7 protein-coding genes are annotated in these 23,715 nt (G+C 41.5%); 6 read left to right on the top strand and 1 reads right to left on the bottom strand.

The window, feature by feature from the left end:
- Positions 1-578: 578 nt before the first annotated feature.
- From W7W_RS0105140 to W7W_RS0105130, 3 genes are read left to right on the top strand one after another with little or no spacing between them, the layout of a single operon-like run.
- Positions 579-1,106 carry a hypothetical protein gene (locus W7W_RS0105140; RefSeq protein ID WP_010662757.1) on the top strand — a complete coding sequence of 176 codons (528 nt, stop codon included), beginning with the start codon at positions 579-581 and terminating at the stop codon, positions 1,104-1,106.
- A 36-nt stretch (positions 1,107-1,142) separates the two neighbouring features.
- Positions 1,143-2,912 (top strand): tetratricopeptide repeat-containing sensor histidine kinase, encoded by a 1,770-nt coding sequence (locus W7W_RS0105135; protein WP_162097977.1) that lies wholly within the window; start codon positions 1,143-1,145, stop codon positions 2,910-2,912.
- 3 nt (positions 2,913-2,915) lie between these two features.
- Complete coding sequence (locus W7W_RS0105130; RefSeq protein ID WP_010662755.1) at positions 2,916-3,674, top strand: LytR/AlgR family response regulator transcription factor; 759 nt, start codon at positions 2,916-2,918, stop codon at positions 3,672-3,674.
- Between the two features lie 519 nt (positions 3,675-4,193).
- On the opposite strand, the gene W7W_RS0105120 is transcribed toward W7W_RS0105130, so the two are convergent.
- Positions 4,194-4,646 (bottom strand): S24 family peptidase, encoded by a 453-nt coding sequence (locus tag W7W_RS0105120; protein ID WP_010662754.1) that lies wholly within the window; start codon positions 4,644-4,646, stop codon positions 4,194-4,196.
- Positions 4,647-5,833: 1,187 nt separating this feature from the next.
- Between W7W_RS0105120 and W7W_RS0105110 the strand changes: the two genes are divergently transcribed.
- The 3 genes from W7W_RS0105110 (at position 5,834) to W7W_RS0105095 (ending at position 23,510) form a co-directional block, all read left to right on the top strand.
- Positions 5,834-9,319, top strand: coding sequence for a LamG-like jellyroll fold domain-containing protein (locus W7W_RS0105110; protein WP_010662753.1), 3,486 nt, complete (start codon positions 5,834-5,836; stop codon positions 9,317-9,319).
- Positions 9,320-9,700: 381 nt separating this feature from the next.
- The gene (locus tag W7W_RS0105105) at positions 9,701-12,028 is read left to right on the top strand and encodes a T9SS type A sorting domain-containing protein (protein ID WP_148660970.1); all 2,328 of its coding nucleotides are present in this window, start codon (positions 9,701-9,703) and stop codon (positions 12,026-12,028) included.
- A gap of 556 nt (positions 12,029-12,584) precedes the next feature.
- A complete protein-coding gene (locus W7W_RS0105095; RefSeq protein WP_010662751.1) occupies positions 12,585-23,510 on the top strand; it encodes a T9SS type A sorting domain-containing protein in 10,926 nt (3,641 codons plus the stop codon).
- The last annotated feature ends 205 nt before the right edge of the window (positions 23,511-23,715 follow it).

The following is a 23,715-nucleotide window of genomic DNA, read 5'->3' as shown; positions in this document are numbered from 1 at the left end:
CCCCCCCCCCGGAGACGGGCGATAGTATGGTAATAACAACTACTCAAAAGAAGAATAAAGCCACGGCAGTGGTGACAGATGTGGATGGTTTTATCTTCTCCCGGCTTCAGCTTTCATCCCTAATCTGTGAGGTTTGGGGGTTTTCAAGATTGAAAGATACATCCCCTTAGGAAACACAAGACAGATTCTTCGTCGTAGCTCCTCAGAATGACAATCAGTCGGGTGTCATTCTGAGCTTGCGAAGAATCTCCAACCCTAGTGTGTCAGTTATTAAATTAGTTAACTTATATTTTATGTGATTTTTCTCTTTATGTCAGACGGGGTTTGAAAAGCGTAGCCGTAGCTACGGTTAAAAACCCCAGCGAAGCAGAAAGGGGAAAAGCGCTTGAAATTAGTGAAGGAATTTCGTAATTGCCACACTAGCCTCCACCGTCCCACCTTGCCTCCCTCTCACCTTTCCACCTCTTTCTCCCCCTTCCTGTTCATTCGATTAATCCGCCCAAAAATTTTATTTTACCATTTTATTAGATAAATTCACGGTCAATTAACACACCATACCTGACTTAAAACTATTTACTATGAAGAAAAAGACAATTAAAGTCACTGTTGATACCGACAGTTTGATTAATTTTTTTGGTAAAGACCCCACCTGGGGGACAGCTTCTAAACCTTTGGTAGCCGATGATTTCTGTAAGATTGATGCTCCCGATATAAAATGGGAAGGCAATAAAATTTTACCGTTGGAATCCGATACCGAGTACGTGATTACGCTGGTCTCTAATTCCAAAAAGTACCCTGTTACTCTTTTCGACCAATCCACCGGGGAAATTAATGGTGAAATCAATATGGATTTGATTACGCCTACCATTACCAAAAGGAAGGATTGGGGCAAAATTTTTGACCTGGAACGCACCCGATGTGAAGCTACCCTTGATGGCCATTTGATTGTGAAGCCCACGAAGGATGATAATTTTTCTGTTTTTACTCCTGAAAAGATAAAATTGAAGGAAAATATTTTTTATCTAATATTTTTTAGAATTGGAGGGGCTGATAAAATGGCGATGATTGATCCGTTTATTAAGAATGAAAGCGGTGATGGAGATTAAATGAAAATTCTTTTAAGTACTTTAATAATCTTCGTTGTGTCCGGGCTTTTTCAGGTTACTATTTCCACGGAGATAGTAGTTGAAAAAAGCGTACGGAAGATTCATCTTTTGGAGATGGGTGATAGTACTAAAGTAGAGCTGCTTCTAGATTTATCAAGAGGGTTGGATGGACAGCCGGTTGAAGCTATGTTGGCTGCCCGTTCCGCTCTTGATTTAGCCGAACAGAATAGCTTTTTAATATTGATTGGTAAGTGCTATGAAAGGATTTCTCTTTGTAAAAGGGACTTGGGAGATTATTCTTCTGCTATCAATTATTCTTTTAGGGCATTGCGGATTTACGATGAACAAAATCTTTCAAACCGAACAGGGGCCTTACAACTACAAATAGGTACTCATTTTGGTGCTGAAAATAATTATCCTAAAGCCATAACCTACATCTCCCAGGCCCTGAATTCCTTTCAGCAACGCAAGGATTCAACAAATATAGTACTTGCCATGATCAACCTGGGTGAGACTTACCGTTTGGATGGCAATGCCGACAGTGCTGCCATTTTGTTTGAGGAGTGCCTGGAGTTAAATCAAAAGCTAAATAATGATTATGTAGAAATGGTTAAAGGCTATGCCCGGGGTAACCTTGGGATGGTATATGCTACCCAGAACAAAGAGGATCAAGCCATCGAACTGCTGAAGTCTGCCATGGGGATTCTGGGTGAAATGGGCGACTATTACTCCACCTCGGTTTATCAGTCGGAGCTGGCACAGATTTACATCCGGCAGGGGCAAAAGGCGAAAGGAGAGGAACTGTTGCATGACGCCCTGCAAATGGCAGAGCGTGAAAAACTAAAAGAACAAATCCGGGACATCAGTAAAGATTTGTCCCGGTTTTATGAGCAAACCGGACGCTTTCAGGATGCGCTGGAGCTCCGAAAACAATACGAAGTTTACCACGACAGTCTGGTAAATATCGAGAACGTTCGTAAGACAGAACAACTGGAGAGTCAATACTGGCTCGACCGGAAAGATGCCGATATCCGTATTCTGGAGGTGGAGAATCAGAGTAAGCGACGCACCGTAACTGTTCTTTCTGTGAGTGCTTTTATCCTGTTGGTGTTGCTTTCCATCCTTTATCGTTTGCAAATTTTGCGTAAGCGGGCCTACAAAAAAGTGGCCGAACAAAAAGACATTATAGAAAAACGGGAAAAAGAGAAAGCCCTGCTGCTGAAAGAGCTGAACCACCGGGTAAAAAACAACCTTCAGATGGTATCGAGCATGTTTTCGTTGCAGGCCGCCCAGTTCCGTGGCGAACCTGCTGCCGATGCACTGGTGGCTGCCCGCCGCCGCATCGATGCACTGATGCTCATCCATCAGAAACTGTATCGCGAAGATGTAGATACCCACATTCGACTGGCCGATTACATCAAAGAACTGGTGGACAATCTGGTTTACGGTTTCGGCAAAGAAGTGGACTTACATCTGGATCTTTCCTCGGCAAAATTGTACATCGATCTGGCCATCCCGCTGGGAATCATCATCAATGAGTTACTGACCAACTCATTGAAATATGCATCGGGCGAAAGCAAGCTGCGCATTGATGTGGCACTTAAAGAAGAAAATGATAAATTGCACTTGATAATAGCCGATAACGGGCCGGGAATTCCCGAAGAGTTCGATTTCAAAAAGAGTCGCTCGCTGGGTATGAAGCTGGTTCATTCTCTAATCAGGCAGTTGCAGGGTGACCTCACCCAGACCAACGACCATGGCTGCCGGTGGGAGTTATCGATGAGTTCAGACAAACTACAGAAATAATGCATGAGCAACAAGATTACCATTCTCATCGTCGAAGATGAGTTCATGATCGCCGAAGACATAGCTATGCGCCTTGAGGACATGGGCTATGAGGTGGCAGAGAAAATCGACAATGTAGAGGAAGCCATCGCCTGGCTTGACGAAAATAAGGTCGATATTATGCTGGTGGATGTGAACCTGCGTGGATCCAAAACCGGTATTGACCTTGGCCGGATCGTCAACGAACGGTTTCACATCCCTTTTGTATTCCTTACCTCACTGGCCAATCATGAAGTGGTGGAGATGGCCCGCCAGGTAAATCCTGCAGCCTATCTGCTCAAACCGTTCAACGACCGTCAGGTAAAAGTAGCGGTGGATATGGCGCTTCAGAACTTTTATGGTGATGATGGCCGGCAAAGTGGCGAACCCAATGAGGAGAAGGAGGAAAAAGAGGAGTATGTATTACAAATGCCCGGCTGTCTCTTTCTCAAAAAGAGCACCAGCTACCACAAAGTGAATTTTAACGATATTCTCTGGCTCGAAGCAGAGAGCAACTATACCACCATCCATACCAAAACAGAGAAGTATACCTACTCTGTGGTGTTGAAAAACTTCGAAGAAAAACTTCCGCTAAAAGAGTTCATGCGGGTACACCGCTCATTTATTGTTAATCTTTCCAATGTAACCGGCTTTGAAGGCAATACACTTTTTATCGATAAGACGCGGATTCCTGTAACACGAGCAGCCCAGGAGAAGGTTTTTAAGCATTTTAGAGTTATATAGATTAGTGCGTGAGACCGGTTGTGAACTGAGATTGTACTATTTTTTTTGCTATTAAGAACGAAGGCGGTCTTGTTGGATTCGACCTTGGCAGGTAAGCCTAAAAACAAGGTTGTTTTATCGTAAAATCGTCTCTGTTTGAATCTCGTGCGCGCAGCAAGCGAGATGAGTTTTGACGATTACGATGAAAGAACCGTAGTTTTTAGAGCGAAAGCTGGCTAAGTCTTGAATTATTGCGTTTAGTGAGAACAATATCAAGCTTGCTTGAATATTGTCGAACGTAGCAATAATCATGAAATAATTTTTTTTGATTACTTTTTTTGTGTCAAGACAAAAAAAGTAATTCAGGGTTTAAGGGATGAAATCCCTTTTGGGAAAATGTTTAGGACACTATTCTTTTCAAATATAAAACAATTTTTCAATGTTCAATTATCAATGAATTATTTATCAATGTAATATTATATACAATAGGTTGTTAGACGCACGGTTACAATAGATTATTAGACGCACGATCGTGCGTCTCTATCTAATCTGCAATCCCCAGCTCACAATTCTTCCTGCTGTCCAAAAAAACCAGCCTGTTACCGGGGCGACCCCGACCAAAAATTGATCAATCTTTGTATTGATGCTCCGGGCAAAGGGAGAACGTGTTTTTATGACTTTCGTAATGATGCCTTTGGCTCTGTTGGCATCAACCGGTGCATCACTGTATGGGAGTCCGTCGCCACGGGTGATTAGGGTTTGGTTTTTCGTGATTTTTTTAACCAGCCGGTGGGCCACCCATTGCCCGTTTTGCTCAAAAACCAGAACCTGACCGGGTTTCATCTCCTCAAAAGTGATACGCTTGATTTGTACCGTATCCCGTGGCATCAGGATGGGAAACATACTCATACCGTAAACCGGCACTTGTACGGTGCGGCCTTCATCGAGCAACTGGTCAATCCACTGGCGGTATTGGTTGATGTTTTTTGTCATGATGGTGGTTTGGTGCTAAGATAGAGAAAAAAAGGCCCTCTAAATCCTCACAAGGGGGACTTTTTGGATAGTTGTTTTTGTTAGAGATGGGAAGGGGCTCTTATGTTTATAGATTGTGCAAAATATAGAATTTCGATGCTGGAGGTGTCGTATGTTTTTGTGAATTTGGGACAGAATTAGCCCTAATGCCAAAAACATCAGGGTTTTTCAGGGAAAAGACATTTTGAGAATAGCTCCTGCATTAGCTGTGGGCTTTTTATGCGGAACAAGATTCTGTTTATGCCGACTTCAGCCGGCTTTTTGTAGAAATCAAAAGGGGTTGACAGGAAAAGGGAATTATGAGAATAGCCCCCTGCTTCAGCGGGGGGACTCTTATACAAAACAAAATACCGGAATAGCCGGCTTCAGCCGGCTACTTAAAAAAGACAAGAAATCCGTTATGTGATTGAAAATCCGGTTTGAAGCCGGCTGCAGCAAACACTTCCCGGTTAACGGTAATACCCGGCTAAAGCACGGTTGATAACCTCATTTTGTTTCAAAGCCTCTCCGAAGAACCATGGAAAAAATAAATAGGCTTTTTCGAATCCTGTTCTCAATATCCTCATGTTAACACTTGTTCGACACCTCCGGGAGCCTTCTCCGACTCTGCGTCGTACCTCGTTCGATCCCGCTTCGACTGTTCTTCGACTGCTGTTCGGTTCTATAGAGTCGAAGAAAAGCCGAACAAGACCCGAAGAAGACCCGAACAAGGTACGAAGAAGGGTCGGAGAAATGCGTGGTTGGCTTTCATTAAAATATTGAAAATCAATTAATTAGTGGATTGTGTGTCTTGGGGTTTTCTAAATTACTGTAAGTTAGTTTTTTATAATAAGTTCTGTCTGTTAAGTCCTTCTCCTTCTCATCCTAAATTTCAACTTCATCCTCTATCTTGTATGAGGTTTCCACATGTTTTGTGAAGCAATGCTAAAGATTTGAAAAATAGAGTTATGTGTGGCTGTAATTGTTTTTTGTACACAAATGTATAAAAACGTTATATGTACTTTTGTCCGTAGATTGTCGCTATTCATCAATATTCCATATTCATTCCTCAAAGGTATTTAACCAAATCGCCTCGCGCGTGTATAATTGCACAGCAAAATCTCAAAATGTGATGATTTTCTTTTTGACAGGGTTTAAATATTAGTGATATGAAGAAGTTTTACATAGTATTGATTGGGCTGTTGATGGGGTTAAATTCATTATTTAGCCAAACAGTAATTTATGAAGAGAATTTTGATGGGAAGAGCTGGATTTTAAATGACTGGTTTAAAGTTTGGGGCGGCGGGGCTGATATAAAAAATGATTACTTTGAAGCGAAAGACGGACTGTATTATTCTGAAAAAGTAGATTTAGATTGGGCGAATTCAGATCAAATTAAGATTAGATTTAGGTTCCAGAATACTGGTATTAATAATCAGGCTCAGATTAACTCATTGAATATTGGTCTAGTTGAAGATATTAATGAATGGGGAAATGTTCAAGGTTTAGATCTAGACATTGCAACTCTTCAGGCTGAAAATGAATGGCAAAATTATGTTATTACCTTAACACAAGATGACTGGGATGTTAGTTCACTTCGGTTAAAAATCAACTTTACTTCCACGAATAATCAGGCAAGAGGATATTTTGATGATATCAAAGTAACAAGTCATACTGCAACAAGTGAGCCTGTCGCAGCATTTACTTCTGATGTTCGTTATATTAAAGAAGGAGGTCAGGTTAGTTTTTTTGATCTTTCATCAGAAGCACCAAACTCTTTTAAGTGGGAATTTGATCCATCCGGAAATATTACTTTTCTTGAAAATACATCTCCAAATTCAGCCAATCCTGTTGTGAAGTTTGATGAATCAGGTTTATATTCTGTAACTCTTACTGTTGATAATGGGATAGGTTCTAATACAATTTCAATAGACAGATATATAATCGTTAATTGTCCGGCTGAAGCTCAAGATTGGTATAATGGGCATATTTCCGAAGTTCAAATTGGAGATAACTTTGTTAATCCCTCGGAAAATACCAACTATTCCAATTTCACCAATATTGTTCCTGAGATTTCAATTAATAATGATAGTTCTGTTTTTATCCAGGTTTCAGGTGATAATGTTGCGTGGGCAAAAAAGAATAGTTCTTGGGGTACAACACATATGACCGTTTGGTTAGATTGGAACAATGATGGAGTCTTTGAAGAAGCTGGGCATGCGTTAACCATTACTGGAACTGAAGGTAAACCTATAGGAGGAAAAACAGTTTCTTTGCCTGAGGGTTTTAAATCAGGTCTGGTGGGTATGAGGATAAAACTTGCGCATCAAGAGCAAGATGTATTATATGCTTGTGGAAATGTTGCGTACGGTGAAGTTGAGGATTATTTGATGAATTTTGTTAGTGAGGAGGTTTCAGAGGATGCTGGAAATCAATTGAACTTTTATGGTGCAAAAGCTGCAACTGACAATCCTGTTTTAGCAGATCCCGTACAATTCACCATTGAAGGATGGATCAAGATGTCTTATAATGGCGGATTAATGGGAATATTCGGTCAGATCGGAGACGCTATGGTCTTTGTAGAGAATAATGAATTGGTTTTTATGGTAGAAAGTGATGACCGTGTTAGTACTCCATGGTTATACAACGGGCAATGGATACATGTTGCCGGAGTGGCAAACTCTACAGATATGAGTCTTCTTGTTAATGGGGAAGTTGTTGCTTCTGAGCCGATAACAACCGGCTCCCAATTTTCTAATCCAAATGCTTCATTTGCCATTGGAGGTGATGTCACAACAGGCGATGACCCTTTTATAGGTAGTATGGACGAACTAAGAGTTTGGGATATAGCCAGAACGCAGGAAGAAATCCAAAACAATATGTTTTCAACTGTAACTGGGGAGCCAGTGAATTTAATTTCTTATTTCCAGTTTAATGAAGGTATAATTGGAAACAATTTGAAGAATATTTCAAATATTAATAATAGTGCCAATTTAATCGGTGTTACTGCTGAATCATTTGTAGTTTCTTCTGTTCCCTATTTATGGGTTGGAACTGCTGGTGATTTTGACTTTAATACTATCGACAATTGGAGTTGGGGTACTCTTGAATCACCATGGAGTTCAAACAGAGCAATAATCCCGGAAAATGAAGTTGTTAATGTTAATTCAATCTCGAAAATCGGTTCTTTAGAAATAAAACCCGGCGCACAATTTACAATCTCAGAAAATGCATCTCTTACCATATTAGATAGCCTGATATTAAAAAACACCTACGACCAGTTGATAACTTTTATGGACTTAGGAGATGTGATTGTTCCTGAGGGAAGAACCAGAATTCAATTGACTGTACCGAAGGATTATTACTGGTACTTAAGTTCTCCGCTTGCAAATGCCAGAGCAGAGTGGTTTGGAAATTTGAATAATGATCCGAATGCAGAGGACTGGGTGTTTGTATTAAGAGAAAGCGGAGGAAAGAATAAATGGTTGAGAGTTGTTGGAGATATTGCATTGAATCCACTTGAAGGAGTAAGTACCTGGTATTATAATCAGGACAAACAATTGGATTATTCGGGTACTTTAAACAAGGGAAATATATCTTTTACTTATGGGCAACCGGATTATTACCTGCTTGGTAATCCCTATGCTACTTCAATTGACTGGGATATTTTAGAGGCTGAGAACCGTGATGGACTGGACTTTGCACAAACAATGTGGTTTAGGGTTAGTCGAACAGGATTTGATGGAGAGACTTATAGAACCTGGCAGACCTATAATACATTTTTTTCAGCAATAGATCCAGAGGAACTCGGCTATTCAATAGAGAACGAAAGTTATATTGCCCCTTATCAAACTGTTTGGATTAAGGCGGATGTAAGCAATGCTACTTTTACTGTATCGGAGAATTCCAAAGTAAAGCATACCGGAGCATTACCGTTAAAGAGTGCAGGATCCTCTAATAATTCAGAAATGGATGTATTAAGAATTAAGGCGGTAAACGATAAAACAGTAGATGGAGCGGTAATTTTCTTTAACAATGCTGGAGATCCAGGTAGAGATAGTTTTGATAGTGATAAACGGTTTAATGATTCAAAAGCGATTCCGGAGTTATATACCATGCTAAATAGCACTCCTCTTGCAATTAACAGTTTGCCACAGCTCTCAGGAACCGCTTATTCCATTCCATTAAGTGTTCGTAACAGGATAGAAGGAGAAGTTAAGTTGTCTGTTGATGTAAGGGAATTTACAGATGCTTATGATGTGGTGCTTGAAGATAAAGAGTTAAGCTCATGGATTAATATGAGAGATGTGAGCGAGTATGCTTATAATCCTCGTATCATGGGGGATGATCATGATCGGTTTGTATTGCATTTATCCAAAGTTCAAAAAGTTCCTACTGATATTGAAGAGTCCGTTGACGATGCATTAAATATTCAAATAATTGGGAAAAAGGACTATGCTGCGGTAAGGATTAGTCCTGAATTGCTTCAATCTTCAGAAGCAGTCATTCATGTATTGGATGTTAACGGCCGACAGATTACCAATAAGAATACCCGAGATACAGAAACGGAAATAGCGTTGCCTTCAGAGAATGGCGTTTATGTGGTTCGTGTAAATGCCGGAGGTACTGTTAAGACCCAAAAGGTTATTAGGTAATCACGACATTTTGATGTTGTTAAATTGATCAATACAATAAAAGCTTCCGGAAAAGTTCCCCTTGGGGGGATTTAGGGGGCCACCTCATCACAATTAACCCTGTGAAGTTAAGAAGCCCCGCTCCAAAACGTTGGAAGCGGGGCTTTTTTGATTGTTTCTTCTGCCTTCTGCCTGTTCAACTAATTCCCTTCTCCAAAATCCACCCTCTCCTTAAATTATTAAAAGTCTCCTTTACTTTTATCCTCAAAAGATTTCCATTTATCAAGAGCCTAACAGCAGTTCGTCAAAGCTTCCCAACAAACGCTAATGAACCCTGTATAACGACACAGAAACCTCAAACAAGAGGTGGAATTTTTGAACAGGGTTAAATTTAGTGATATTATGAAACGTTTTTACTACACATTAATTGGGTTAATTTTTGTTGGAGCTTTGAACATCAATGCCAAGCCAGGTGGCGATTACGAAACTGAGCGTAATGCAGATGGTGATTTTGAGCAAACTGATGTATGGAAAAAAGGTAACGCACCCTCTGCCGATGGTACTGTGGATAAAAAAATGACTATCAATGGCAGTATAACAAGAAACGGAGAACTCAACCCGGTAGATGTTATCGTCAACGGAACTTTTATTGTTACGGAAAACTACTACAATAATAACTGGAGCGGACTGACTGTTACCAAAGACGGGTATGTTGAGATTTTTGGTAATTTGGAAGGTTCTGCCGGAATTCAGGTTGATAAAGGGGGTGTTTTAATTGTACATGGTAATCTTTCATCTACCGGAAGTAACCTGAAATCAAATGGAGATATCATCGTGAAAGGTGACTTCTCAACTTCTTCTAATACCCATGTACAGAATAAAGGTAACCTTATTGTTGGTGGAGACTTCTCGCATTCTGGAGGAGGGCTTAAAGCCAAACCTGATGATTTATATATTATTAATCCCGATGCCGAAATTTCTTATCCTGAAGGAAGTATTTTAGAAGATGACAATTCTTATGGAGATCTGGATGATCTATTGAATAGCGGTGAAGACTCCGATCTTAAAGATCTTATAGAAAGTATTGGAATGTTGAATCCGGTAATTTCATGGATTGGTTCAGAAAATACCGATTGGTCTAATCCGGATAACTGGAAAGGAAATAAACTGCCAAAGTTTGATTCTTCAGTGAAAATTGAAATATCAGACAATGCTCCTCAAATTAATAGTGATATTACACTGTCAAAACTTACAATTATTGAGGGTGCTAAGTTGGTCATAAAGCCCGGTGCCTCTCTTGATGTTACAACAGATGTATCTAATAGCGGGCAGTTTGTTTTAGAGTCTGAAGCAGATCAACTGGCTTCTTTGATGCTTCCTGAGAATGCAGCCAAAGTTGGAGAGGCCAATGTGAGGCTTAAAGTGCCTGAGAATAACTATTGGTACCTGAGTACGCCATTGGCAGACGCAAGGGCTGATTGGTTTGGCAGCCTCAATAATGAGCCAGATGCAAAAGACTGGGTTTTTGTTCTTAGAGAAAGTAATGGAAAAAATAAGTGGTTGCGTGTTGTAGGCGATATTACTTTAAATCCGTTGGAAGGTGTGAGTACCTGGTACTACGATGAGGAAAAGCAATTGGACTATACAGGAGAGCTGAACTCAGGAGATGTTTCTGCGACTTATGGTCAGCCTGATTTCTATTTATTAGGAAACCCTTATGCAACCTCAATAGACTGGGATGTGTTGGAACAAGAAAATCGTGACGGACTGAAATTCTCTCAAACTATGTGGTTTAGAGTTACTCGAAAGGGTTTTGATGGAGAAACATACAGAACCTGGCAAACATACAATACTTTCTTTTCTGCCATCGATCCTGAAGTGTTGGGTTATTCAAAAGAGAATGAGAGTTTTATTGCCCCATATCAAACAGTCTGGATTAAAGCAGAAAAAAGCGATGCAACCTTTACGGTTTCTGAAAATTCAAAAGTTAAAGCCAAAGGATCTTTACCTCTTAAAAGTGCCAGTTCTTCTGAGCAATCAGAAATGAACGTTTTAAGAATTAAGGCCAAAAATGATAAAATAGTTGATGGTGCGGTAATTTTCTTTAATAATAACGGGGCAACCGGTTATGATAGTTTTGATGGAGACAAGAGATTCAATGATTCAAAGGCTTTTCCTGAATTATATACAAGAATAGATGATAAGCCACTTGCCATTAATAGTCTTCCATCGCTTTCCGCTTCCAATTATTCTATCCCTTTGAGTGTTCGCAACAGAATTGAAGGAGAAGTAAAACTTTCAGTTGACCTGAACGAATTTTCCAACAATTACCAAGTGGTACTGGAAGATAAAGAAACCGGTTCATGGATTAATTTGGGAGATGTTGAAGAGTATGTTTACACTCCCCGTCAAATGGGAGATGATCATGATCGTTTTGTCTTGCACCTTTCAAAAGTACAGTCGGTAGCCACAGCCATCGAAGAGGAAACCAAAAATGATGACTCTGTGACCATTCTGGGACAAAAGGAAGATGTATTGGTACGTATTAGTCCTGAATTGCTCTACTCTTCCGACGCAACCATTGAATTGCTGGATATGAGTGGACGTATGCTGGATACCGTTAAAACCAGAAGTTCAGAAACCGAAGTTTCACTGCCTGCTTTCCATGGCGTTTATGTGGTTCGGGTTATAGCAGAAGGAACTGTCAAAACTGAAAAGTTTGCCAGATAGATATTATTCCTGTTCTTAAGGCATGGGCCAAATGTGTAAAGAGAACTTGTAAATTAACCATGTCTATTCCCCAAAGGCCCTCCTTGGGGGATTTAAGGGGCCACGATATCACTTCATTACCCTGTGAAGATAAAGCCTTGTTCCATATTTTTGGAACGGGGCTTTTAGTTAGTGTCCGTCCATAAAGTACCATTTGCTGCGTTACGCTTGCCGGCAAAATACTCATCCCGAAGCATCGGGACTCCGCTTTTAGCGGCTTCGCATCCCGAAGCATCGGGATTTCAACTAGCATATTCTAAAAATACACATGACCTGTAGCAAGCATAGCTTAGTTTATGGACCGACACTAGTCAGTACGGTTTCGATAAAATTCCTTTTTCAAAATCTATATTTTTTTGTCACTTGTCAATGGTTTGAACGTATTCGTGTAATAGTTCCAACTGTGTTGATTTAAGTGGGGTAAAAGGTAAGTGATAGAGTATATTTTTGTGAAAGTTAATTTGTCTGTAATACAGGCAGAATTTGTAATAAGAAAATTAATTATACAGGTTTAGATATGAAATTAATATATCCCATTTGCTTGTTTAAAATTGCTAAGCCAGTTTTGGTCGGTTTTATCCTTGTGTTATTTACAAATAGCTCTTTTGGCCAGGAAACAATGTTTTTTGATGATTTTGAAACAGACCAGGGATGGACTTTGACAGGAGAGTTTGAACGGGGAGCACCTGCAGGAGGAAGTGGTAGTCATGGTAACCCAAATCCTACAGATGCTTATAGCGGAACAAACGTTATAGGTACTGATTTGGATGGGGCGTACTCCGATTATCTTGGCGATCGAGCCTACATAGCCGAATCACCAACAATTGATTGTTCGGGTTACGCAAATATTACTCTTAATTTTCAACGATGGTTGAACTTAGAACAGAGTTATTACGATCATGGCTACATTGATTACTACGATGGTACAACCTGGATAAATATATGGGAAAATCCTAATACTACTTTGCAAGAATCTTCCTGGAGTTTACAAAGTATTCAATTACCGGTAAGTGCAAATGACAACCCTAATGTGAAATTACGTTTTGCTATAGGCTCTACGGATTCTGGTTGGAACTATTCAGGATGGAATATTGACGACGTAGAGATAACCGGTTCAAAGATCCCCGGAGGAAATGGTGTCAATTTGGTTTATTGGCTTCGTGGCGATCTGGGTGTTAGTGGTTCAAACCCGATATCTGAATGGGCAGATCAATCCGGTAACGGCAATGATGCCACTCCCGATCCTGACGGGCCAAATCAGGTTGTTTCTATAGAAATGAATAATCAAGAGGTGTTGTCCTTTGATGGTTCGCAAGAGCTAAATATAACGGATGACGGCAGAATTAATTCCGGAAATGGTTACAATGGTGATGAGAGAACCATGGCGCTTGCTTTTAAAACCGGTTCTGATGTATCAGGAACCCAATATTTATATGAGCAAGGTGGAGGGACAAATGGAATAGGTGTTTTTATAAAGAACAACAATGTTTACGTAACAATTTATAATAATAATGGAGCAGAGCGATTAACAGTTTACGAATCCGTAACTGCCAATACAAAATACGTGCTCTCATTCAACTGGAATAAGGGAGACCTGTCTGCGAAGTTGAACAATTCTCTTTTTTCCAATCAGTCTTCAAATGGCTCAATCTCTTCTATAAATGCACATTCAGGAGATATATCCATCGGTTTTACGGATGGTGGTACGCGTGATGAAAATGGTGGCAACCAGAGTGGAGGGGCTAATTTCAGAGGGGAAATTGCAGAAATTATATATTATGATCAATCTCTTTTACCTGCTGAGGAAATCGCGATAAATGATGATTTGGCGACAAGGTATGGCATTTCTCACACTCCATCTACGCATTATTATTCCTATAAATCTGGCGATTGGGACGTTGTTGATACCTGGACCCATGATCCTGGCGGTACCACTCAGACTGCGACGGATATCCCCGGCGAAAATGATAAAGTTACCATTTTGGATGGAAGGGTAGTTCGTCTTGAAGGGGATGTGTCGACATCAAGACTGGATGCTACCATTAATGATGGCGGGATTTTGGATCAGTCAGAATTTCAGTTTGTTAATGGCTTTGAAGCATTGCGGGGAACCGGGACATTCCGGCTTGCCTCTGATAACTTTCCATCAGTATTAATAAATGACTTTGTCCAATCCGGTGGAGGAACAACAGAGTATTACAACTCCTCAGATTTTGAGCTGCCCGCTCAAAGTGTTTACAATAATTTAATTATAAATACCACCGGCAATAGAGCTTCCCTCCTCAATGATATTACCATCAACGGGGACTTTCAGGTAGAATCGGGGACTTTCCGAATTGGCAATAACAGCGTCACCAATCCGCTAAGCCTTACCGTGAATGGCAATGTGACAGTCGATAATGGTGCATCAATAATCACAGGCACAGGAAAAACCAACACTACAAATAATCCTAATGGCATTACAGGTGGAACCGCCCCGTTTTTGGATTACTACACCCATTTTCATACCGTAATATTGAAAGGCGACTTTACCAACAATGGTACGGTTCGTTTCACCAACCTTGATTATCCTGTTTTTAACAGTTTTCCGTCAGCCAGCGGAAAAACAGGTGCTGCAACGGTCTATTTCCAGGGTGCAGGCAACAATAAGCTTACCTGTAACGGTACCACGGATTTTTACAACCTGGTTCTTGACAAAGGTTTGGATCAGACATATAAGTTGACTGTTTATTCATCAGCTTACGAAAACTTTCGCCTTTTTGGCGCCAATAGTTCAGGTGGAGACACCAACGGTGCTACGGAGGAAAATCCCAACCTTAAAAAGGCACTCTGGATTCGAACAGGAACTCTGGAACTGACAGGACTTACAGTCATTCCCTCTTTGACTGAAGGCGGTGGCGGAGGTACTCCCAATAGTGATTACTATATTCCTGTGAACGGCGCCTTGTTGCTTAATGGGCCGGAGGTGATTTTACTGAATACTGCCGATAATTATGCCGAAGTGAATGCTGCTTATGGCGTTTCGGGTGGAACAGGAGAAGTTAACGGAGTAAACAAAGGTTCCAATGCATCCTCCTTCTCAATTTATGGTCGCTTTCAGGTGGATGACGGTTATTTCTCCACCAGGGAGTCTGGTGGCCTTATTACCTGGGACAAGGCTTCAGGACAGCTGGATATAAATGGCGGATACATCGATGCCAAGCAGTTTAGAGCAGCAGGAGGTGCATCAGGACTGGCTTCTTACATGCAAACAGGAGGAACGCTTGCTTTGCGCGGTCGCTATCAGCGTACGCCTTCGCAGTACAATTCACCTGCTGATTTGAGAGCTGTTTCACAGGCAACCATAAATACCAACACATCAACTTCTGGGCTTGAGGGAAGTAAAGGAACTTTTAACATCAATGCGGAGGCCAATGTTTTTGCAATGTCCGGTGGAGAGGTAGAGATCTATGATGTTTGTGGAGGTAACAACTACGCAGTTGATATCTTTTCGGCCGATAACAACATCAATGTAACAGGCGGAACGTTTAAATTCCTTTCGCTCAATGGCAATAATGATTTTAAGATACGCTCACAAGCACCCTTTGGAAACATTGTTGTAGATCGCTCAAATGCAGGCGCACTGCTTACATTGAACGATGATTATGCATTGACGGTAATAAAAAATATCGATCTAACACGCGGTGGGCTGAGAGCTAACAATTTGGATGTAACAGTGGGTGGTGATTTTAATATTGCAGCCAATGGCACTTACCATTCAGGAACCAATACCACTCTTTTTAATGGTAAAGTTGATCAGCTGTTTTCTGTAAGCGGTACGGTAAACAATGGAAATGACGGACTGGCAGATTTGACGGTTAGTAAAGATGGTGGGGTTTTGAGTTTGGATGGAGATATGACCGGCTTGACGGTGCAGGGAGCATTTACCTTAACCAAGGGGATATTCGATGATGGTGGAAAAACGTTGTTTGTAAAAGGAAACGTGACCAATTCGGGGACTCATACTGGCGATGGATCTATTCAACTTAACGGATCGTCAGTTCAGACTATTGGAGGTGATGGCAACGGCGCATTTGGAAACCTGACCCTCAATAATAACAATGGAGCTGCAGCACCTGTGTCTCTAACTGCTGATATTTCTGTTGACGGAACATTAACATTCTCGAGTGCTAAGCATATTAATATTGATACACAAAACCTGAGGTTGGGAGCAGATGCTGCTATTTCGGGAGCCGGTAACGACCGGTTTATTCAAACTGCCGGAAACGCGGGTGATGGCGGATTAACCATCGCATATAATTCAACTGCATCCCGGGTTTTTCCTGTGGGGGTAGAAGGTTATACTCCTGCAGCAATGGGGTTCAGTTCCGCTCCGGGCAGCTATGGCAGTATTACGGTTGTGCCGGTGAATTATGCCCACCCAGTAGTAACTGCTGAAAATGTTTCCCTGGATTACTTCTGGAGAGTGAAGTCGGAAGGTTTTACCGGTTATGAAGGAAAGGTTACCCATAGTTTTGTTTACAACCAATCCGATGTCAGCGGCACTGAATCGAATTATATCCCCGCTGTATATGATGCCGGGAATTATACATGGAACTATGGGACAGCATCCAGTGTCAACTCAGGAAATAATACCATTTCTGATTGGACATCCCCCGGATTAAGTACTGATTTTATTGACGGGGATTATACAGCAGGAGTAGTAACTGCTTTTGGAGAACCTTCAAAATTTTACAGTCGTCGCTCAGGTAATTGGAATCAAACAAATACCTGGTCAACAACCGGGCATTCCGGTAATGCTGCATCCAGAATTCCCGCAGAAGGAGATGTTGTGATTATTGGGACTGGGCATACTGTTTCGTTGGAACGTTCAACAAATAGGAACGGTTATCCAAATCGAAATACTAAAAATGAAGATGTTCAAAATTGCGCAACTCTTCAAATTGAAACAGGTGGAGTACTGGATGTAAAATATAGTCCTGCCAGTAACTTTGGCATTGTAATGTCTCATCCCAATGGCAATGGATTGTTGAGGGTCAGTACCGCTTATTCATCAGGAAGTACCTTTGAACTCCCTAAAGGAGATTTTACTGATTTTAATAAAAACCTGGGTACAACAGAGTTGTACACAATCAATAATACGGCAGGAACTACTTATTGGTTGCCAAATGACATTGAAAGTTATGGAAATCTTGTAGTGACACCAATGGGGGGATCTAATATTATCTTTGGAAATACAGATGTTACCATTTATGGTGATTTAACCACTCAGGGATTGACTTCTGAGGGATGGTATGCACCTACCTGGAATTCAAATTATCCTACCAGTCCAGCCGGGAAAAAGGCTAAAACAATATCAATTAAGGGTAACTTTAATTTGGAGGGTGGTGCTTTGATCTTTTATGATAACGGGAATCTGGCACAAAACTTTATAATTGAAGGCGATCTTGTTGTTAGCGAGGGAGCCGGTATTCAGGTTTACAGTAATGCCAATAACCAAAGTTTTAAGATTGGTGGCGACCTTGTAAATAATGCTTCATTTGGGAATGGAGCTAATGCTTATGCGGGTTGTGATTTTTCCGGTATCCCGGTTACTTTCTTCGGAGATAGTGATGCCAAAATCACCAATACTTCCGGCGCCCCTGATACGCAGTTTGAAGAAGTAACAGTTAACAAAGGCTCTTCACAGTCCACCAAACTGACCATCGACATTGCGGGTGATCTTAATACTCCCGATAACAATTGGCTGACCCTGGAGAATGGTACGTTGGAATACAAACGTGTAAATCCCAATTCAGATTTTACTATTTCTACATCCACTCCGTTTACTATTCCTTCAACGGCAGGATTGTACGTTGATTATGATAACTCGAACAATAGGCGGGTACTCATTGGGGATGACAATTCTGATAATAATGACCTTTTCCTCAATGGAAAATTGACTATTGTAAAGGGGGAGGTATATGTGGGTGATCCTAACAGCCGGAATAATAACAATGACATTGAATATGCCGGAGGTGGTGCCTCAACCATTGATGTGAGAGGTGGAAAACTGGTTGTCAACGGGCAGATTAGACGCAATCCGGCAACTACCAGTGGCATCCTGAGTTATTTGCAAAGTGGGGGAGAAGTGACCATTAATGGTCGCAAGACTCTTACTACCAATGCCAAACTGGAAGTACTCAATGCCGGCAGTAGATTTAATATGTCAGGTGGAACCTTAAAGATCTTGCGTGGTGGTGGCGGCAACAGCTATGGAGACCTATATCTGAGACCGGAGACCTCCAATGTTACAGGTGGAGAGATTGTTTTCGTCGCTTCAACAGGAGACCAGACTTATCTGGTGGATGCAAACGTTCCGTTGAATAATCTTACAGTCACAGGTGCTGCCGGCTCTGATGCTATGGTGAAAATGATGGTGAGCGCCCTTACATTACAAGGAGATATGACTTTGAGTAACACCTACTCAGTTTTTGACGCGAATAGTGAGTTTGATATTGACCTGATCATCAAAGGGAATATGGTAAACAACGGAACTTACAATCATTATAATAACCTTACAACTTTCAGCGGCGGAGAACAAAGCATCGAAGGAAACACTGCTACTGATTTCTATGATCTGAAAATAAATCCGGTCACCTCTGTTACACTTAGTCGGGATGTTAATGTTTTTAACGATATGGAGCTTGCTTCGGGCAGGTTGATTACGGGTGCGAATCTGGTTTCCATTGAAGGTGACCTGATTAACAATGCCAATTACGAAAGTGATGATGATGCGGGGGGAGTGCTGCTCATTAATGGAGATACCCGACATCTTCTTTCCGGAACAGGTACGTTCGGACGTTTGGAATTGAACGATAGTAAAGGAGCACGACTTGAAAATGACATCACACTGGAAAATAACCTGATATTGTCGAATGGAATATTTGATATCAACGACAATTTACTGACCCTTGGTGTAAACTCAGATATTCAGGGAAGCGACTTTAATAATTTCAAAATGATCACATCCGATGGGGTTTACAGTAATATTGGTATCAAAAAGTATCTTCCGGTGATAGGTTCCCCGGAGACCTTTACCTTCCCTATGGGGTTGGCGGGCAAATACACACCGGCGGTTCTTAATATTACTCAAAACAGCCAGGTAGGTTCTGTAAGAGTGAATACCATCAACGAAAAACATCCTTCTGCCAAAAGTCCTTTCCGTGTATTGGATTATTACTGGGAGGTAGAGAGCGCTGGTCTCAGCGGATTCTCTGGCAGCTTTGACATGGTGTACCATGATGACGATATTCTACAGGCAGCTGCTGACGAGAATAATTATGTGGCAGCAAGACTTCTTGTTCCAGGAACCAGTTGGAGTAAAGCAACTCCCGGAGCTGCCACAGATAAAGTTGATGAGAGCAACAACACCATTTCTTTTACTTTTGGTGGAGCCAACACTGTAAGTGGTGAATATACCGCAGGCTTTGTATCGGAGATCCCTGATAAGGTTCCTTCTTATGAAGCCAATGTTTCAGGAAACTGGAGTGATAAAAATATCTGGACACCTGTGGGGGATGCTCCTGCCTGTCCGGAAGGCGGCCCCAATGGTGCAGTGGTTATCATTAATGCAGCGGTGACCGCAGATGCAGACAACTGTTTTGCTTATCGTACCATTATTAATGATCAATTGAAAATTGTCAGTCCGTATATTGGTCACAATCTTGGATCCATCGAGGGGGAAGGGACTCTATATGTAGAGAGTCCCGTAATGCCTGCCGGTCGTTATACCGACTTTTTAGACTGTGGTAGAAATTCAACGTTGGAATTTGGCGGATCGGGTAACTACAATATCGTAGCCGACCTGTTTACCTCTATCCCCAATCTGAAAATTTCAGGTACCGGAACCCGGGTGTTACCGAATGAAAACCTTACTGTTTGCAACAGTTTGGTGATTGACGGTGCAACGCTCGACAACAGTGTCAATAATAAAACGCTGATTATCGGTGGAACAATGGAGCGTTACAATGGTGGCCGTTTTGTAGCAGGTGCCGGGAGTGAAGCTACCGTGCGCTTTGCAGGAAATTCAGCGCAAAACATTGGTGGGGCAACAGGAGACTTCAACGGCATCAATGCATTTAACAATCTGGAGATTGATAACAACAGCGGTCTTACTATTAATGGAGCAACTGAAATTTCGGGTATTTTACAACTCACCAGTGGTGTCATTAATACTTCAGATGCCAATCCATTGACGATTACCAATTCGTTGGGCACCAGTGTTTCACCTGTTGGTGGTCGGGCTGATTCTTATATTAATGGTCCGCTTATCAAGCGTATTAACCAGGGCGATTCATTCAGATTTCCTGTGGGAAAAGACGGAGCGTTGGGCAACAAGCTTACCCTGGTGGCTACACAGAGCGGAATCACTGACTGGAAAGTGGAGTATTTTACTCCCAATACCACCTATGCCAACTATAATAATCCGGTAACTTACGTAAACTCCAAAGAATACTGGAAAGTAAGTGCGCCCTCAGGCAGCAAAGCCCGGATTTCTATTAACTGGGATGCATCAAGTGATGTAACTCCATTGATTACTGTTGGGGGAGTGGATGATTTGTTAGTGGTGGGTTATGATGCTTTGGCATCAGAGTGGACAGAAATTTCATCTTCCGCCTCAGGGTCTAATAATAACGGAACAATCATTACTGATTCCAGAGTGACTGTTCCTGCTGCCGGGGAGATGGATTTTACATCGGCTACATTGAATACAGTGAAGCCAAAAGCCAAGTTAACTCCCGATGGTGCAATTTGTGGAACATCAGCAGGAATACCTGTTACTTTCACTTCCTCATTCCCTGTGCCGTTTAATTATGTGTTGAATTATACCATTGATGGGGTAGCCCAAAGTGCGGTAACTGTGACTTCGATACCTTATGTATTGTCTACTCCACAATCAGGTGTTTATCAATTGACAGGTTACACTTATGACAATGGAAACGGAACTGGTGTAGTGGATGAAGGAGAGGTAACAGTATATGCCACACCTACCGATGCCGATGCAGGTGAAGATCAGTCTCTTTGTGGGGCCAGTGCCACTGTTTTGGAAGGTAATAATCCACTTGTGGGAGAAGGTTTGTGGACCATTGTTTCAGGAACCGGAGGCACTATTGATCAGCCAACCGTTGCTACAAGCGATTTTAGTGGCACAAATGGTTCCTCTTATACCCTGCTTTGGACCATCAGCAATGGTGAGTGCACATCGTCTGATGAGGTTACCATTACTTTCCCGGTTCTGGCGGATCAACCTGGTGAGTTTACCGAGTACGACACTGAAGTTTGCCAGGGAGTGAACAATGTGGTATTCACTGTGCCTTTGGATGTAACCATATCGAACTATAACTGGAGTTATTCCGGTGAAGATGTAATAATAAACGGCACCGGAAATTCTGTTTCGCTTTCCTTTGGTATTTCAGCTACAAGTGGAACTCTTTCAGTTACAGCTGAAAATAATTGCGGAGAGAGTGATCCGAGAGAAATTGGAATTACTGTAAATGAAGCCATATCCGGCGTCACATTGGAATCAAATATTGAAGGTTCCTTGTGTGTGAACAATAGTCCCGTATTTACAGCGATTCCTGCTGAAACAATAACTGGTTTGAGCTATGAATTCTTTGTTAACGGAGTTTCCGGGCAAAATGGTGCTTCTGAAACATTTGAACCCGTTAATCTTATGGATGCTGACGTTGTGAATGTGGTAGCCACTTCAGCAGATGGTTGCAGCACGACTTCGAATGATATAGCAGTTTCTGTTGTTGCTACTGATGGCTTGTGGATGGGCTCAGCGGATGCCGACTGGAACAATCCGGTTAACTGGTGTGCCAATGTTGTTCCATCAACAGGAGATATTACCATTTCAGGAAATAGTGTTCATGCTCCTGAAATAACCAGTGATATGAATCTTACCTGGCTTACCATCGAGGAGAATGCCAACCTTGTTGTGAAGCCCGGGGTGATGTTGGAGGTTACCGGAGATGTGGTAAATGATGGAAAGATAACCCTTGAAAGTGACGCAGATGCATTGGCTGCTTTGTATTTGCCGGAATTACCAACTAAAGCAGGAATCGGGAATGTAGTTATGAATATGCCAAAGAACTATTACTGGTATATCGGTTCTCCTTTGCGTTCTGAAGTTGATGGAAAAGCAAAAGCTTCATGGTTTGGGGATTTGAATAATGACCCGAATTCGATTGATTGGGTATTTGTTCTTCGCTACAAGAATGGACGAAACCAGTGGTTGAGAGTGGTTGGAGATATTGACTTAAACGAGATGGAAGGTGTTAGTACCTGGTATTATCAGAATAAAGTATTGGATTATGAAGGAGAGATTAATGTTGGTGAGCTTTCCAGAACTTTTGCAGAAATTGACCATCATTTGTTTGCCAATCCATATCCAACAGCTATAGACTGGGAAGATCCTTCCGGGTGGGGACGAAGCGATTTTGGTAATACAATGTGGAATCGGGTAACTTTTGGTGGAGAGCGAACCTGGCAAACATACAACAACGGTGGGGATGATGATCCCGGGGTGTATGCTCTGCCTCCTGAGGCGTTCGGTCAGACTGAGGAAAATGTAAGTTATATTCCGCCTTATCAGACTGTATGGATAAAGGCTGAAAAAGAAAACTCAACATTGACAGTTTCACCGGAAACAAGGGTTAAGGATAATAGTGTTGGATTGAAGAGTGCAGGATCTGGTGGTTCGCAGGAAGTTAATATTATACGGTTGAAAATTAGTAATTCAAAAGCCCTGGATGGAACCGTTATCTACTTTTCGGATAATTTTATGGATGAAAAGGGAAGAGAGGATTCTGAAAAGCGATTTAATGATTCCAAAAATATTCCTGAAATCTATACCCGCATTGGAGGAAATGCTTTTAGTATTAACGGAAAGTTCTTGTTGACTGAGCCTGCATATTCTTTGCCAGTGAGTGTTAGAACCCGCATTATTGAGGAGACAAAGATTTCGGTTAATCTGTCCCGATTTGAAGCCAATTATGATGTATTTCTTGAGGATAAGGAAACAGGAGCATGGGTAAATATGAAGGAGTATCCGGAATATGTGTTTATGCCTATTCATCAGGGTCATGAGCATAACAGATTTGTTCTCCATCTGGAGAAAACACAGGAAATACCAACCAATCTTAATGATTCTGATGAGTTTAATACTGGAGATATTTCGATTATTGGAAGGAGTGAATATGCGCTTGTGAAAATTAGTTCCGACTTGTTACAGTCTTCAGGTGCACTTATTGAAGTGTTGGATATGAACGGCCGCTTAATGGACAGGATTACTACAAATGAAACGGAAAGTGAAATAGATTTACCTGATAACAGCGGCGTTTATGTTGTTCGCGTAAAAACCGGTGGAACTATTAAAACAGAAAAGGTAGTCAGATAAGCTGGACATCTATAACATCAGAAATAAAGGTTCTCAGGAAGTCTCCCTTGGGGGGATTTAAGGGGCCCCCACGATATCACAGTTAACCCTGTGAAGTTAAGAAGCCTTGTTCCGAAATGTTGGAACGGGGCTTCTTTTTTAGGCTTATAGCGCGTTTTTTTCAAGGCTAATAAATGTGTCTTACAAAAAAAAATAAAAAGGCTGA

It is taken from the genome of Marinilabilia salmonicolor JCM 21150 (assembly GCF_000259075.1).
Taxonomy (GTDB): Bacteria; Bacteroidota; Bacteroidia; order Bacteroidales; family Marinilabiliaceae; genus Marinilabilia; species Marinilabilia salmonicolor.
This window is presented reverse-complemented; position numbering and strand designations above follow the sequence as displayed.

Excerpts from the sequence above, each read along its gene's own strand:
- W7W_RS0105140 (WP_010662757.1), top strand. The coding sequence starts at position 579 with ATGAAGAAAAAGACAATTAAAGTCACTGTTGATACCGACAGTTTGATT.
- W7W_RS0105130 (WP_010662755.1), top strand. The coding sequence starts at position 2,916 with ATGAGCAACAAGATTACCATTCTCATCGTCGAAGATGAGTTCATGATC.
- W7W_RS0105120 (WP_010662754.1), bottom strand. The coding sequence starts at position 4,646 with ATGACAAAAAACATCAACCAATACCGCCAGTGGATTGACCAGTTGCTC.
- W7W_RS0105110 (WP_010662753.1), top strand. The coding sequence starts at position 5,834 with ATGAAGAAGTTTTACATAGTATTGATTGGGCTGTTGATGGGGTTAAAT.
- W7W_RS0105105 (WP_148660970.1), top strand. The coding sequence starts at position 9,701 with ATGAAACGTTTTTACTACACATTAATTGGGTTAATTTTTGTTGGAGCT.
- W7W_RS0105095 (WP_010662751.1), top strand. The coding sequence starts at position 12,585 with ATGAAATTAATATATCCCATTTGCTTGTTTAAAATTGCTAAGCCAGTT.